Origin of the sequence: uncultured Pontibacter sp. (assembly GCF_947499215.1) — a bacterium.
Taxonomy (GTDB): Bacteria; Bacteroidota; Bacteroidia; order Cytophagales; family Hymenobacteraceae; genus Pontibacter.
The window spans coordinates 517,329-532,104 of sequence record NZ_CANMNI010000003.1 but is presented as its reverse complement, the minus strand read 5'-3'; the positions used below and the strand labels follow the sequence as shown (position 1 = coordinate 532,104).

The following is a 14,776-nucleotide window of genomic DNA, read 5'->3' as shown; positions in this document are numbered from 1 at the left end:
TCCGGCCTTTACGTTGTTGCTCCCTAACAAGAAACTTGGCCCCAGCCCTACCCCAATAAACCCATTGTTACGCTGATCTTGGGCTATTAACGTAACATGGCAAGCTAGTAGTAGCAGCAGCGTAATTCCAAGAATCCGACAAGTCATTTGCATTATTTTCCTATGTAAATGTATAGCACAAGTATATAGATTTTATTTTATAATTGAGTTTGTTCCGAATAATTATTCTGCGCTGTAAAAGGTGTTGTACTAATTTAATGGCAGCTGTAGGGATAGGCAGCGGTTTATATCTTCTAATCATTCAGCCAAAGTTAGTCAAGAAGACCCAGCGGTAGCAAGGTGCTTTTACAGGCTCCCGGAGGCGCATTTACGATGAGCGTACTCTGCGCCGCCAGGTGTTCTCTGACGGCAGGTATAATTTCCCGAACGGGTAAGTCTATGGTAAATGGGTTGAAGGGCAAGGGGGAGAACTATATATTATGTATAAAACTTTTTTTTGCATTCTTTATCTATTATGATAAACTAACAATACTAAAAAAAGATTTTAAATACTTGAACCTATGCAGCTTACTTTAAAATAAATCAAGCTGCATAGGTTCAAGTATTTTGTGAAGTTCATCTTGCTTTGGATGTTTATCTATCTGGCTAATAAGCACTTCTTTTAAATTATTTTTCTCAATAAACTTAAAGAAGTTTCTTATATCAACTATTATGAAATATTTTTCTTTCTGAGCTAAAATTTTATTTAGTTTACTCTGAACAGCATCTTCAACCGCTTCTAGATTCTTTAAAAAAAGCTGAATGATAATATATAATTCATCATCATGATGCTTAATATATTCTAATATGTTATTATCAATAAAAGTTACTATTTCTGATTTTAAAGTAGACAAATACAGAAGTTTAATCCCCCTATATAAGGTGGATTTTGTTTGACTAATTAAATCTCTATGATCTAGTACAAGCTGCGCCCCAAATTCTACATTGTGAGCTAATAAATAGTCAAGAATTTGTTCTAATTTTTTGGATGAAGAAACTTTTGTAATTATATCATTAAAATATATTTTGGCTAAACTTTCATTTTTATATGCTAGATGAGCTTTAGCTATTCTTTCTATTAATTGATATTTCACACCTTGAAAAGATGTAAGGTTTTTTTCAATTACATTAAGATTATACTTAATTTTCCCATTGAAAGAGTCATTTTCCTTAAGGAAATATTCTATATATTTCCTTACTAGTTTTTCATGATCGATCTGATTATTAAATTGCCACATCTTATTCAAAGCTTCTAAAATATTACTTTTAGACTCTCTCCTTAAAATATACAATTCTGCTAAGGATTCATATGTTTTATAGTGCGGATAATGCTTGGCTAGCGACTCCAATTCTTCTTGAGTTTGATCAGGGCTAGATATTGCATTGCTCAAAATAGTAGAGATTATTTTATCAAGCTCATTTACTATTGCATAATCCGGTACTATTTTACTTACAAAATTTATATAATCATCAACGATTGGATTCTCTACATACTTATTTTCTGAAAGCTTTAAAGCTTCATTTATCTCTAATTCAGGATCAGAATGTATGACAAAAACTTCTTCATATACATTAATATTTGACAACTCTAATCCTTCAAATAATTTTTTCTTAAAATTGCTAACTATTTGTAGTTCGTACTGGTCGCTAGCTTTTTTAGGAAATGGTATTCTTGTAAGAACTATATAAATTCCTAAGTAATTATCATTAAAAGTCGTTCTGCTCCTATCAAGTGCTTGAACCATATGTCTTAGTCCATCTATACTCTCTGAACTATTGTTACTTAAAAAAACTACATAATCGGAAAGCAATGAAGTACTAACTCCGCTAATTTCTGTAATACCAGTACGTGAATCTATAAGTAGGAAATCAGGATTAATTTCTTTCCTGATTCGCTCCTTGAAATCAAGAAATAGAGGAACACCCTCTCCATATTCATCATAGAACAACGAATTCCAATTAATTGATGCGAGCCTTTTCCAATATGTTTTAGAATATATGTCTCCTGCAGGAATAAGTGTTATAGAACCTTCATATTGATTTTCAATTTCAAGCTTAGTATAATAGTTAGAAATATCATTGACCATTGATTGGGTATTGATAAATTCGTAAACATAATCTACAACCCCACCTTTTATCTCATGTTTTATATATTTCTGAAACTTATAATTCAACCCTGGAGCCTCTAAATCTAAGTCCAATAAGCAAACTTTTTGTCCAAACTTCGCCAAAAAAGTAGCAACATTTGCTAGTGTTAAGCTTCTACCAACACCACCTTTATATGAATAAAATGTAATTGTTTTCATTATATTTCTAGCTGAAGAAGCCTACTTTGTTTATTTATAATATCACCAGCATGAATAGCAATTTCTAATTTTCCGGCTTCAGATAGCGCTGGAAATTTTCTTTGCCATAACTGAATACGTTTTTCTTTTTCTTCTTTTACAAGATTATTGATGTAAGCTCTTATTTCTTCAATGTCTGGACATTCATCATCATCATGTTCAACATGTAGCTTTGGTAGATATTCTTTAGGAATAAATTTAGTTTCTGTTTTAAAACAATTAACTGTGCCTGCATCACTTCTAGGGTAATCTACTACATATATAGTTTTATCTTTTATATGATGTATTAACTCTAGATGAGTAAAATGTCTATCTAAATAATTATTAAGATTTGTAGCTGATACTTCGTACACAATCCATCTCTCATAATCAATGTCTGATTCAGACCAGTCAAAGATTAGAATCGGATATATATCTGATCTAATTAAAGTTAGCATAGGATCTAGAAAATAAACTAAATCGCCTACTTTACTCAAATTACCTAGCGCACTGTACTTAAAAGGTGCTTTTTCAATACCTTTCATTAATTTAGAGTTTTTCTATCACTTATAATTGCTAAAGGATTCCATCCATCATACGGATGAAAAGTAAAATGTCCTAAAGTATTTTCTTTAGTCGATACAGGCCCACAAGTACCGTGCTCCACTTTTAAACTAAGTTCTGATATAGTATTTCCATACCTCGTGAAAATCATCTCATCTCTTTCACTTAGTTTCAACAACCTATTCTCAGCATTTTCAAGCGAATCAAACATAGAAAGGCCACAGCTGTTACAAGGTGATCTTTTTGCAGTAGAAGCATATGGTTCTTCACCAATTAATTGCATTGGTGTGAAGTTCTTGTAATCAGTTATATCCTCAAAAGTCCATCTGTATGAATACATAAATCGAGGAACATAATCAGTAGGAGGACAATCTGCACACCCACTTAAGCAGTTTTCATACAAATACTTTTGAGACATTATTCAAGAAATATACCATTTAATACTTTACAATAATAATTTAAAATTTAGAATATTCAATTTTAAAAATACTTCATACACAAAAGTAATTTATATAAATCAATTTTGATTTCAATTATTTCCACCTGCTGCCATGAGCTTGTAGCCCCCGCTGGCGCGAGCTTACAGCTCGTGCCTTTTCTTTTCCACGCAGCTAACCCTCGGCACAAGTAACAGTACGAGCTACAAGCTCGCACTAGCAGACGATGAATGGCACTATAAACTATAAAAGCGAGGCTCTAAGGTTATGCACCAGCCCCGCTTTTATAGTTTGCTCATAAATAGGATCTCTTTTCTGCAGCTTAAAATTTTACGCTTCCTGTTTCTGAGCAGCCAATAATGCCTCAAGGCCTTCCATGGCCATTGTCAGGCCTTCTTTAAAGCCCATCTGGATGGTGGTTTCGAGCTGTGCTAGGTCATCGAATGTGATCAGGTTTTCCACTAAGGTTACCTCCTCTTTGGGTGTAAAGCTTACCTCCCACTTCGATTGCGGCATTTCTGTGTTTACCACGCCTTCGGCATCTGCAAAGCCATCCAGCGCGGTAAAGCGTTTTTTAGGATCAATGGTCTTGTAGTTAGCCAATGCCCAATGCTCTTCTCCTTCGGGGCCAACCATGGCATAGTGCCAGTAGCCACCTTCCCTGAAATCCATAGTTTTGGTGCGGGCTTTCCAGGGTTTAGGCGCCCACCATTGGTCTAGGATCTCGCTTTTTGTGTAAGCATCCCACACAAGCGGGAGCTCTGCTGCAAACTCTCTTTTAACGGTGATCGTTTTGATTTCCTTGTTCACGGAGAACTCAAATTCAAGGTCGTGTTTCATGGCTTATTTTGTTTTATGTTAGAAAATATAGTGTCGAGTTGGTTAAAGCGGTCTTCCCAGATCTTCCTGAACTGTTCCAGCCATTTGTCAATTTCTTTCATTTTAGCTACTTCAAGCTGATAGTAAATTTCCCGCCCCTGCTGTTCCTGTTTTACAAGCTGGCACTCTAGAAGTATCTGCAAGTGCTTTGAAACAGCCTGCCTGCTGGTGTCAAAATGTTCGGCAATGGCATTCGGCGTCATGGCCTGCAAGGCAATCAACCCAATAATGGCTCTTCGGGTAGGATCCGCTATCGCCTGGAAAACGTCTCTTCTCATTTCTGGATTAAAATATGCAACCGTTTGTTTGCTAATATACGCGCAACTATTCGGTTGCGTTTATTATTTTAGATATTTTTATCTCTAACTAACTGAATACATATCTTTTATACAGAAATCATGCTAGAGTATTTGTATCGGACCCTCAGTATTAAATCACCCCTCTCCTAATCTTAAAACATCCGCCATCACATCATTTTTCCCAACAGTCCGCTCATCCGTCGGACTATCAAACACCACCAGCACACGCTGGTCATCCAGTATGGCGAGACCTTCCGCTTTATCTTTACCGGAGTTCTCCCCTGTGCCATGTGGTACCTCGCACAGCCGCTCCAGTTCGTTGTTATGCACCACTTGCTCTGTGTCCCCGTCCACGGCATTGCGCCAGCGGTAGATGGCGATCACGCCGTCCAGATCCATGGTGGGGCCGGCCAGCAGGTACATGTCGTTCCCGTGAATGCGCAGCTCCCGTATACCTTTGCCCCGAAGGTTCAGAAAGTGCTTACGGTAGGGCTTCTCCTTTGTGAGCTGCTTCAGGTGCAGCATCCCCTTCTCGTCTTCCTCCGGCTCCACTTCCAGCACCATGGCCCAGCCGCGTAGCACGGGGCCGCGCAGCCCTATAAAAATTCGGCTGCCGTGTATGGCCAGTCCTTCTATATCAAAGCCATTGTCTTTGCCGGGGATGTTCATAAAAGGCGCTATGTGCTCATCCTGCTCCATCAATTCGGTTAACAAATTGCTGGTTTTGTCGCCTCGCAACTGACCCGCACGCAGCATTTTGCCGGGCTGGTCCGGATGCGTCACTTCTTTGTGCAAGGTATAGTCCCCTGTTGCCGGATCCTGAATTATAGGTATGCGCGCCAGCAGGTAGCGGTTCGGGTCACTTTTGATTTTGGACAGGGACTTGATTTGTTTGGCGATGGAGTCAGGCCGCTTCGGCTTCTTGCGCTTTAGGCTGTGGGAACCGACAAGCCAAAGGTAATGATCGGCCATTCCCATCCCTTCTATGTCTATCTCGCTCTTGTCCTGTGCCGGGAGGTCGAGGTAAGCATGCACATCAAACGAGTGGTGTTTGCCAAAGGTCCCATCGGGTAATCGGGTGAGGCGCTCAATGGTGGTGCGCTCATCGCAACTCAACCACAGGTTATCGCCAAGGAGCATGGCGGTAGAAAGGCCATCGCGCACATGCTTGCCTTCGGCATTCAGGCTCAAATCCGGAGAAAAGCAAAGTTTAATCTGTTCACTCATGCTGTCTGTATTATGTCACAATTGTCAAGGTATACATACGCCAGAAATGCTTTACTAAGCCATTCTACAGCCTTACGCCATGTGTTTACTGCAACTGTAAATTGGGCCTGTCGTTTAGAGACAGCAGGTACACTGACATAAGCGCCTTTGACAAAAGCTGCGCTGGTTGGTAGCATCAGCATCTCAAACCAAAGCACCTGTATATGCAAGACGACTACAGCAATTCTTCAGCTGATCTGATATCGGTCCTCAACCACTATTGGGAAAGGTTTCTGTTCCTGCTGCCCAACATCCTGCTCACGATCCTCATCTTTATTGTGGCGGTGTGGCTGGCGGGGAAAATCAAAAACTGGCTGGAAGGCAGACTGACCACCAAATCGCATGACAAAATCACGGGCAGGTACATTGCGATGGTTACAAGGTGGGTTGTTATCTTCATTGGCCTATTGCTGGGTCTGCAGGCTCTTGGACTGAGCGGCGTGGCAGGCGGCTTGCTGGCTAGCGCAGGCTTATCTGCGTTTGTGATTGGCTTCGCATTCAAGGATATTGCCGAGAACTTCCTAGCCGGTCTTATACTTGCCTTCGACCGTCCTTTCGAGATAACAGACACCATCGAGGTAGAAAACACCATCGGGAAAGTACAGAATTTGCACCTGCGCTCCACCCACCTGCTCACCTTCGACAGCCGTGATGTGTACATCCCGAATGCCAAAATACTAAGCTCCAAAGTAACCAACCTGACCCAGAACGGTCGCATCCGGATAGACTTTGTAGTGGGCATTGATTACAATGATAATGCACAGGCCGCCATTGACCTGATCGAAAAAACAGCCTTGGGTGTTCCCGGCGTCTTGCAAGAAGACCCACCCTATGCTACAGTAGACTTACTCGACGTGAGCACCTTAAACATCAAAGTGTTTTTCTGGGCCGAAACCGATGATTATAAAAAAGGCGTTGTGTTGCTGAAAGGCAGCATCATGCAGGCCGTTTCTAAAGCCCTGCTGGAAAATGGCTTCGGACTCCCGGCCAACATACAGGAACTCAAGCTGTACGACTACCAGAAAGACCTACCCGTCCGGATGGTAGAGAAGTCGGCGCAGGAGTAAATTCAAAAAGCCATGACAAAACATAGAGAAGTTTAAACCTCAACTAATAAGCTAGCAGACGTCCGCAGGTGATCACCGCCACCCACACTACGATGGAACATACCGCCACCGCTTTGGCAATACGGGGTGTGTTACCGTGCTGCCATTCCGGTGCCGAAGAGAAGATGTAGCGATGAAAAAAACCGGCGTTGAGACCGCCCACCGCCAGCAGGAGCATCTTGATGTGAAAGACAGAGTCGCTTGCCAAAGCTACCGCATTGGTACTAAACAGCAGTAAGCCGGATGGAATGATCAGGTATAGGCCTCTTCTGGACCAAGGCAATACATGCCGGGCCAAGTCAGGGACAGGCAGGTTTTTGGATAAGCCCAGCAGGCGCAGATCGAACAGAAAGGCGGCGCCTACCAGCAACACGATACCCAGAATGTGCAGAATCTCCAAAAAAGGGTAAAGCCAATAAGATTGCCGTATGGCGCTGGCCAGTGCTGAATCTTCCAGACTTTGCAGCAGTCCCACCCCGATAATGGTCGCCGCTAGCGTAGCTCTATCTTTTTATCTCCTACATAGATTCGCTCTGCACGCATCTCATCTTTCACCTCCTTATGCGGATACCCCACTACGCGCACTGAATCGCCGGCTTGTAGCATATCCTTGTTCAGGCCGCGGGCGCTCATTCTGCTGGGCGGTGCCAGTACTACCGTCCATGTCTTGTCCTCGTGTTGTAGCTGCAGCATACCATGTGGGTTCTCGTACTTGATTTCCTCCACCAAGCCGGTATAGTCGAGCTTATTCGTCTGGTCGTAGTTTGCCCAACCGTGGTGCAGCGTCGAGAAGGCCATAGCCAGCGGCCAGAATAAAATCAGGATTAGTTTAGCAGGTAGTAGCATAAGTATAAATCTGATAGTGATACACTTATGTAAAAACGAAGAAAACTGAAAAAGGTGTAAGTAAGTAGCGTTGCTTTTACTGCTTGCGCGACCTGCTGCTGGCGCGGGTTTGTAAATCGTGCCTTTAATTTCTACGGAGCAAATACATCAGCATTAGCAACAGTACGAGCTGCAAGATCGCACTAGCACAGCACTCGCACTAGCGGACTCATATTCTGCTTAAAGCCTAAAAGCTGCAGCGCTCAGTATAATGAGGAACATAAGCGGAAAGTAATTTTTGTTTATATTTAACGTACTATACCTTCCTCTCACCTAAACTCCAAAACCATGAAACCACTCCTCTCCATTCGCCAGCTCTCACCTTCCGAAAACTCCGGCAGTTCTACGCCCTCCGTAGCAGAGTACCACAACTACGCCGGCACGGAACACGAGCTGAGTGGCGGTGCCCGCCGGATCACCATCAGCACCCCGAAAGGTGAGTTTTACGTCTGGACGAAACGGGTGGGCAATAACCCGACCATCAAGCTGCTCTTGCTGCATGGCGGACCGGGCGGCACGCACGAGGCTTTTGAGTGCTTCCATAGCCACCTGCCAAAGGCTGGCATCGAGTATTATTACTACGACCAGTTGGGCTCCCACTACAGCGACAATCCCGACGACACCAGCCTCTGGGAAATTGACCGCTTCGTGGAAGAAGTGGAGCAGGTGCGGGAGGCGCTGAACTTGGATAAGAGTAATTTCTACCTATTGGGCCACTCGTGGGGCGGCATCCTAGCAATGGAATACGCGCTCAAGTACCAGCAACACCTCAAGGGCCTGATCATCTCGAACATGGTATCGAGCGTACCCACTTATAACCAATATGCCGACGAGGTGCTGGGTCCGCAGATGCCGGCCGAGGTGCTGACTGAGATCAAGCAGATAGAAGCCGACAACGATTTTGAGAACCCGCGCTACATGGAGCTGCTGCTGCCGCACTTCTATACCAAGCACGCCCTGCGCATGCCGCTGGAGGAGTGGCCGGACCCGGCGCTGCGCATGCTCGACCACATGAACCAGACCATCTACGTGCAGATGCAGGGACCGAGTGAGTTCGGCATCCGGAGCAATGCCTCGCTGCTAAACTGGGACCGCTCCCAGCACCTGCCTAACATACAGGTGCCCACGCTTACCATCGGCGGCCAGCACGACACCATGGACCCGCAGCACATGGAGTGGATGGCCACGCAGTTTCCGAATGGCCGCTACCTGCATTGCCCCGAAGGCAGCCACATGGCCTTTTACGACGACCAGCAAACCTACTTTGAGGGGCTGGTGCGTTTTATGATAGACGTGGATAAACACCACTGATCTGACCCAGTGGCAGCATTCTTAAAATAGATGGAAATAACCCGTTGCTATCCAGGTTAAATGCGTACATTAGAGTATGTTAGAAAACACATTCCCCATTGGATCTGAAGTGTTCGCAAAAGTGAATCCGGATCTTAAATTAATTATCAGACAATACCTGAAGCGTATTTACTACTGCACTGTCATCGGCAACCCTGCCCAGAACGACCTTGTGTACTTCGAGCGAGAGTTGATTCCGGTAATGATACCAGTTAAATAAAATAAAAAAGCCCCTGCCGAAAGCAGGGGCTTTTTTATTGCTTGTCTACTTCTCTCCTTACTTCGTGCTCCGTGCCGCTACACGTGGTGCTTTTTTAAGCCATGCCTCTGCTTTTCTGACTTGTGGCAAGTCTTTGTCAGCATCGCGCCAAGCCTCTCGGAACAAGGTATAATATTGGCTTGCCTTTTCCTTGTTTCCAGCCAATTCGTGGGTTCGCGCCATTCCGTAATAAGCAAAGCCGCTCTTGGGTCTGGCTTGCAGCATGGCTTCGTAGGTTTCGAGGGCCCGGTCATACTCTTTGGCCAGCAAGTAGGCGTTTGCCAGACTTTCAGCCACTGGTCGCGCATAGTAGGGCGGCTCCCGATAGCCCAGTTGCCGTTCCAGCTTTTGAGCCTGCTTGAGCAGCGTTATAGCTTTCTTCGAATCCCCTTTGGCAGCCAGCAGATTGCCACGGAGCTCTAAGGACTGCGCGTTAAAACGGTTCTCGAAATAGGGGCTCAGCGAAACATTCTCCTGCTTGTTGGCACGCCAGAGCATGGCATCAAGGGCATCGGCATGTTGTGCGGCTAGGTCCAGTTTCTTCCGCTCGATGGCATCCATCCCTTTTGCATACAGCACCAGCGCATTCTTGTAGGTTTTGCTATACCCGAGGGCGGCAAAAATAGAATCCTCGTCAGCAAGTTTGCTGTATCGCTCCGCCACTTTGTTCCAGTTGCCGAAGCGCAGATCTAGGTCTGCCCCGTAAAACACCACCCGCCGAAAGATCATGCGCCGATGGTCTTGCAGGCGGTCTTTCAGGGTATCGACAGGCGGAGGAATGTTCTCCAACCGCTGATGCCAGTAATTGGCCTCTTTGTAGCGCCCCTCCTCTGTGCAGTTAGCTACTAGGTAGTGGAGGTTGTGCATGTAGTTCCAGTTGTCCAACTGCTGTATCTGCTGCGAGGCCATGTAGGCCGAATCCACTTTCATGGAGGCGATAAAGGAGGCGCGTGATTTTTCATAGTCGCCGATTCGGTAGTAAATATGGCCCGGCATGTGCACCATGTGCCCTGAATTGGGAGTAAGAGCCGCTAGGCGGTCGGCGCTTTCGATGGCTTTGTCGGGGCAGCAGTTTTCCATCTGATGGATGTAGTAGTGATGCACCCCCGGATGATCCGGATGTGTCTTCATCAGCTTCTCCAGCATCCACTGCGCATACAGCGCGTCCTGCTTGGGGGCCATATCCGGTGTATAGCCACGTGACAGACCGTTTAGCCAGAGCACCAATTGCGCCTCCACATCGTCGGGGTAGCGATAAATCAGTTTCTCCATTCCGGACTTGAAGGCTTCCACGCCTTTTTCATTGCCTAAGGAGTCATAGGCGGCCAGTGCCCTGATGTAGAGTTTTTCTCTTTCGGTGGCTTTGTCGCTTAACTTCTTGGCTTTGGCGATGGCCGCCTTGTAATCTTTCTCACGATTAGAACTGAAGTTCAGGGACATGGCAATACCCCAGTACGGCATGGCGGCAGTGCTATCAAGGCTAGCCGCATGCTTAAAGGCGCGATAAGCCTCGAAATCCCAGAAATTGTGCAGCATGGAAAGTCCCTGATCGAAGTACTGCTGTGCTGTTTCGGACTTTGAGGTGATCGGGATATGGCTGCTGCCGATGCCCTCCATCAACTCTGGTGGCGGGAGCAGGTCTACATAGGAGGTGACGGGTGAATGGCAATTGAGGTGTGCACCGTGTGTGTTGAGCTTATCAGAGCTCCCTCCCCCACAAATGGGGATGCTGCTGTAGGGTAGAACTTCTTCCATCCGGTTGTCCTCTTTGTCCAAAAAGCTGGTAAATAGTAGAAAGCCGGGTAAGGAAGCGGCTAACAGGGACAGCGTACGCCATTTCGTGTTCATGATTTCATTATTTGTAATTTTTTATCATCCGTAGGCAGCAAGTTTTCGAGTAAAAGAGAAGCTTTATAAATTATGACTATAAAAATATTTATTACGATTATTTAAATAGAAAGGATAACTGAAGTTAGATCAGTAATTTTATCTTAGTTATACATCGAGCATGCGTAACACCATGAATTGCAAGCTAGCGGTGCAGTAACAGACAAAAAGGTCCGGACTTTACAGCCCGGACCTTTTTTATTCTGATCTAATTGCGTTTTTATCAATTCACCTTCTCCCCCGGCTTGTAGGTCGATTTGGCTCTCTTCTCCACGTCTTCGCGGTAGTAGGCTACGTCTTTGAAGTTCACATTGGCATAGCGAGCGGCCTGATCATTGAAGTGCGGGGAACTAGGGTCGCCGCTTTGGCCGCCTGCCAGTATGGTCTTGGCTTTTACCTTGTCGCCAAACTCCACCACCGCAACAAAGCTGTTGCCGGAGGTGCCGTACAAGCGCTTAGTGTTATAGCTGTTGGAGCCGTAGGATGCCAAAGCTCCCCAGTTCCCAGAAGCCATACCGATCGGAATGCTTGGTGCCGCATCATTGAAAGGCTGCTTGATGTCGCCGGTGAGGCGCTGGAAACGATTGATCTCTCCCCAAGGCGTGTTCCACTGGCCGAAGTCCTGCTCCAGTTGGGCGATGGTCTTACTGAAAATCTCCAGACGCTCTGTTTCAGGTGCTGTGTTGGTATAGTAGTCGAAACGCTCCATGATATGGCCTTTTGGTGCACTGCCGTCGCGCAGCAAGTTAGTAGCATAGAAATGCGCCAGCGACATGGCTACCGATTCTTTTGATACCGCATAGTCCCAGTTGCGCATCACCTCGATGGCTGCCTTCAGTTTCGGGTCATTCGGCTTCTGCGCATCATAAGCCTTTACTAGTCCCGGTATTAGCACCTCAAAGCCCGGCAGGTAGGGGTCGTAGGCCAAGTCGATCAGTTTGTCAAGTGTCAGGTTCTCTGCTTTTTTGAGCAGGCGTATAGCATGCACTCCCCGGAAGTTCTCAGCCGAAGGCGCCATGTAGACCGGGTAGTCCTCTTTCTTCGGGCTGTACTCAGCGGCGGCCGTGAAAGGCGTTGAGTTACAGTTCTGTATCCAGCCATTCGGCGGGTTCATGATGCGGATCGTTTCGTCTAGCGTATGTAAACCATTCCAATCCGTTTTCGGGTTGCTGCCGTCCACGGGTTTGGAGTAGTCGAAGGAGATGTCGCGCTTCGGGAAGAAGTTGCCATGGTAATAGGCAATGTTGCCGTCGGCATCGGCGTACACGGTGGAGTTAGAGGAGTTGGTGCGCATCTGCATCATCTCGTCAAACTCCTTCAGGTTGCTTTTCTTGGTTCGGGTATAGGACTGGATCAGGGCATCGACCGGCTTCCACATCAGGGCTGTGGCCACCCACTTGTCACCGTTCATATGCGTGATAGGTCCGTGGTGGGTGCGGTAGGTCGTGAAGCTTTTCTGCTTCAATTCATCGCCGTCTTTATAAGCTAAGCTCACCTTTTCCGTCGCCACCGGGCGCAGCTCCTCGCCGTACTGGTAGAACAGCTTGCCATCCTGTCTCACAATGGTCTCTTCAAACTCATCAATCACATCGGCATAGGCAGAAGTGTGCATCCAGCCGGTCTTCTCGTTGAAGCCTTGGTAAATGAAGAACTGCCCCCAGGTAACGGCGCCGTAGGCGTTCAGTCCCTCCTCGCTGACCGCGTGCACCTCACCCCGAAAAAAGAAAGAGGTATGCGGGTTGATCAATAGCATGGCATCGCCAGAGGCCGTGTGCTTGCCCGAGATGGCAAAGCCGTTGGAGCCCTTCGGTTCTTCCAGTAAGGCAGGCTGCACCAGTCCGTGGCCGTGGCTGTTCAGCCCCAGCGATCTGTCTTCTTCGTAAAATGCCTTTATTCCTTTTGTGGAAACACTCTCGATGTCGCCGCCAATAGAGCCCTCGCTGAAGTACATCGGCATCCAAGGCTCAAAGCGCGTGAGCAGCTTCGGCTTCACTTCCGGGTGCGTGTGCAGGTAATAGTTGATGCCGTCTGCAAAGCCTTGGCAAAGCTGCTTCAACCACTCCGGACTGCGCTCGTACTCAGCCTTCGCTTCTTCCTCGGTCATGTACAGACGGGCGCGCAGGTCGCTGTAGAGCATCTCCTCGCCTTCCACCTCGGCCAGTCGGCCAATGGCCCACAGGTAGTTGCGCTCCACCCGGTTAAAATCGTCTTCGCACTGGGCATACAAGAGTCCGAAAACAGCATCGGCATCAGTCTTACCATAGATGTGCGGCACGCCAAAATCATCGCGCATGATGGTCACGCGAGAAGCCTGTTCCTCCCACTTCGCCACCTCTGTGGTAGAGTCGGTTTTACCCTGTATGGCGCAGGAGGATAGGTATACAAATAAAAACAGCAGGAGTGTTTGGGACCTCAAGAGGTGTCTCATGGTTTGGTTCGATTAAGAAGAAAACGATTCACCAATTTAAGTAAAATTTCATAAATACAGGTGGCGGGCTATTTCAGCGGACATACCCTACAAGGCTACCCTTTTACTCTAAACATTAAAAATTGCGTATACACCATCGTTGCAATTGGGACTGCTTTGATTTGTACATCTTAGTATATGTTGTAGAATGGCCTTTTCAAGAGAAATCATGTATGACTTGGATAGCATTGTCATCGTCTCTATTTTGTTTGCCCTGATTTTGGTGGCAAACGAGGTAGGCTACCGCTTGGGCCATTACTACCAGTCCAAAACAGATTCGGACGTGAAGACGCAAACCAACACGATTCAGGCCGGTATGCTGGGTTTGCTGGCGCTCATACTCGGGTTTACGTTCAACATGGCGGTGCAACGCTATAACAACCGCAGCGAGGCCGTCATCATTGAGGCGAACACCATTGGCACAGCCTTGTTACGCACTAACCTGCTCCCGGCTCCTTACGATTCGCTTACCTATGCGCAGCTGCAGCAATACATTGTACTCAGGCTACAGGTAGACAATACCATGGAGGCGCTGGTAACCAAGCAGGAGGAACTGAACAAAGCAACAAAGAAACTGCACACCGAGATTTGGGTGAATGCGGTGAAAGCCGCCCGCATTGATTCGAGGTCTGTCACCACCGGCTACTTCATAAGCGCGCTCAACAATATGATAGACGCCTACGGTAAGCGCAATGCCCTGCTGGCACTGCACGTACCCGAGGTGATTCTGTTTCTGCTGTTCATCATTTTCATTATGACCGGGGCCTTGATGGGCTATGCAGCTGGGCTAGGTAAAAAAAGATCAACGCTCCCAGCCTTGGTCATGACTTTCCTGATATGCTTGGTTGTCTTTATCGTCATCGACCTCGACAGGCCAGTACGGGGAACCATAAAAGTGAATCAGGCCAGTATGCAGCAACTGCTCGGCGAGCAAGAGGAAACTGAACCGGACTGAAAGAGTTGATAAAGAAGATCTTGATGTAGAATTAAAGTACGAGCTACTGGCTAGAGCTT

The 14,776-nt window shown here is 46.4% G+C and carries 14 protein-coding genes; 4 read left to right on the top strand and 10 right to left on the bottom strand.

The genetic code is table 11. The features are described 5' to 3' along the window. Positions 1 to 572: 572 nt before the first annotated feature. From Q1A04_RS16160 to Q1A04_RS16135, 6 genes are all read right to left on the bottom strand, one after another. Positions 573 to 2,345, bottom strand: coding sequence for an AAA family ATPase (locus tag Q1A04_RS16160; RefSeq protein ID WP_299708067.1), 1,773 nt, complete (start codon positions 2,343 to 2,345; stop codon positions 573 to 575). Then, positions 2,345 to 2,908: a hypothetical protein gene (locus Q1A04_RS16155; RefSeq protein WP_299708065.1), complete on the bottom strand. Its 564-nt coding sequence runs from the start codon at positions 2,906 to 2,908 to the stop codon at positions 2,345 to 2,347. The genes Q1A04_RS16160 and Q1A04_RS16155 overlap by 1 nt, the downstream gene beginning before the upstream one ends. Further along, positions 2,908 to 3,210, bottom strand: a complete 303-nt coding sequence (locus Q1A04_RS16150) for a hypothetical protein (protein ID WP_299708063.1) — start codon at positions 3,208 to 3,210, stop codon at positions 2,908 to 2,910. The genes Q1A04_RS16155 and Q1A04_RS16150 overlap by 1 nt, the downstream gene beginning before the upstream one ends. A 484-nt stretch (positions 3,211 to 3,694) precedes the next feature. After that, positions 3,695 to 4,204 carry an SRPBCC domain-containing protein gene (locus tag Q1A04_RS16145; protein ID WP_299708061.1) on the bottom strand — a complete coding sequence of 170 codons (510 nt, stop codon included), beginning with the start codon at positions 4,202 to 4,204 and terminating at the stop codon, positions 3,695 to 3,697. Continuing rightward, entirely contained in the window at positions 4,201 to 4,521 is a 321-nt protein-coding gene (locus Q1A04_RS16140) for a metalloregulator ArsR/SmtB family transcription factor (protein WP_299708059.1), read from the bottom strand. Before Q1A04_RS16140 ends, Q1A04_RS16145 begins: the two co-directional genes overlap by 4 nt. Positions 4,522 to 4,677: 156 nt before the next feature. Continuing rightward, positions 4,678 to 5,769: a DUF3616 domain-containing protein gene (locus tag Q1A04_RS16135; protein ID WP_299708057.1), complete on the bottom strand. Its 1,092-nt coding sequence runs from the start codon at positions 5,767 to 5,769 to the stop codon at positions 4,678 to 4,680. A 203-nt stretch (positions 5,770 to 5,972) separates the two neighbouring features. Here Q1A04_RS16135 and Q1A04_RS16130 point away from each other — a divergent pair, with 203 nt between their 5' ends. Continuing rightward, entirely contained in the window at positions 5,973 to 6,875 is a 903-nt protein-coding gene (locus tag Q1A04_RS16130) for a mechanosensitive ion channel family protein (protein WP_299708055.1), read from the top strand. Between the two features lie 43 nt (positions 6,876 to 6,918). Here Q1A04_RS16130 and Q1A04_RS16125 read toward each other — a convergent pair whose 3' ends face one another. After that, complete coding sequence (locus Q1A04_RS16125) at positions 6,919 to 7,389, bottom strand: DUF6644 family protein (protein ID WP_299708053.1); 471 nt, start codon at positions 7,387 to 7,389, stop codon at positions 6,919 to 6,921. 17 nt (positions 7,390 to 7,406) lie between these two features. Beyond that, complete coding sequence (locus Q1A04_RS16120) at positions 7,407 to 7,760, bottom strand: DUF6152 family protein (RefSeq protein ID WP_299708051.1); 354 nt, start codon at positions 7,758 to 7,760, stop codon at positions 7,407 to 7,409. Positions 7,761 to 8,087: 327 nt separating this feature from the next. Between Q1A04_RS16120 and Q1A04_RS16115 the strand changes: the two genes are divergently transcribed. Continuing rightward, on the top strand, positions 8,088 to 9,110 hold the full coding sequence (locus Q1A04_RS16115; protein WP_299708049.1) for a proline iminopeptidase-family hydrolase: 1,023 nt from the start codon (positions 8,088 to 8,090) through the stop codon (positions 9,108 to 9,110). A gap of 76 nt (positions 9,111 to 9,186) precedes the next feature. Further along, positions 9,187 to 9,369 (top strand): hypothetical protein, encoded by a 183-nt coding sequence (locus tag Q1A04_RS16110; RefSeq protein WP_299708047.1) that lies wholly within the window; start codon positions 9,187 to 9,189, stop codon positions 9,367 to 9,369. A gap of 57 nt (positions 9,370 to 9,426) precedes the next feature. Here Q1A04_RS16110 and Q1A04_RS16105 read toward each other — a convergent pair whose 3' ends face one another. Together Q1A04_RS16105 and Q1A04_RS16100 are read right to left on the bottom strand one after the other, a co-directional pair. Then, positions 9,427 to 11,256 (bottom strand): hypothetical protein, encoded by a 1,830-nt coding sequence (locus Q1A04_RS16105; RefSeq protein WP_299708045.1) that lies wholly within the window; start codon positions 11,254 to 11,256, stop codon positions 9,427 to 9,429. 262 nt (positions 11,257 to 11,518) lie between these two features. After that, positions 11,519 to 13,723 (bottom strand): acylase, encoded by a 2,205-nt coding sequence (locus Q1A04_RS16100; RefSeq protein WP_299708043.1) that lies wholly within the window; start codon positions 13,721 to 13,723, stop codon positions 11,519 to 11,521. A 187-nt stretch (positions 13,724 to 13,910) separates the two neighbouring features. On the opposite strand from Q1A04_RS16100, the gene Q1A04_RS16095 reads away from it, so the two are divergent. Beyond that, positions 13,911 to 14,717 (top strand): DUF4239 domain-containing protein, encoded by an 807-nt coding sequence (locus Q1A04_RS16095; protein ID WP_299708041.1) that lies wholly within the window; start codon positions 13,911 to 13,913, stop codon positions 14,715 to 14,717. Positions 14,718 to 14,776 lie beyond the last annotated feature (59 nt).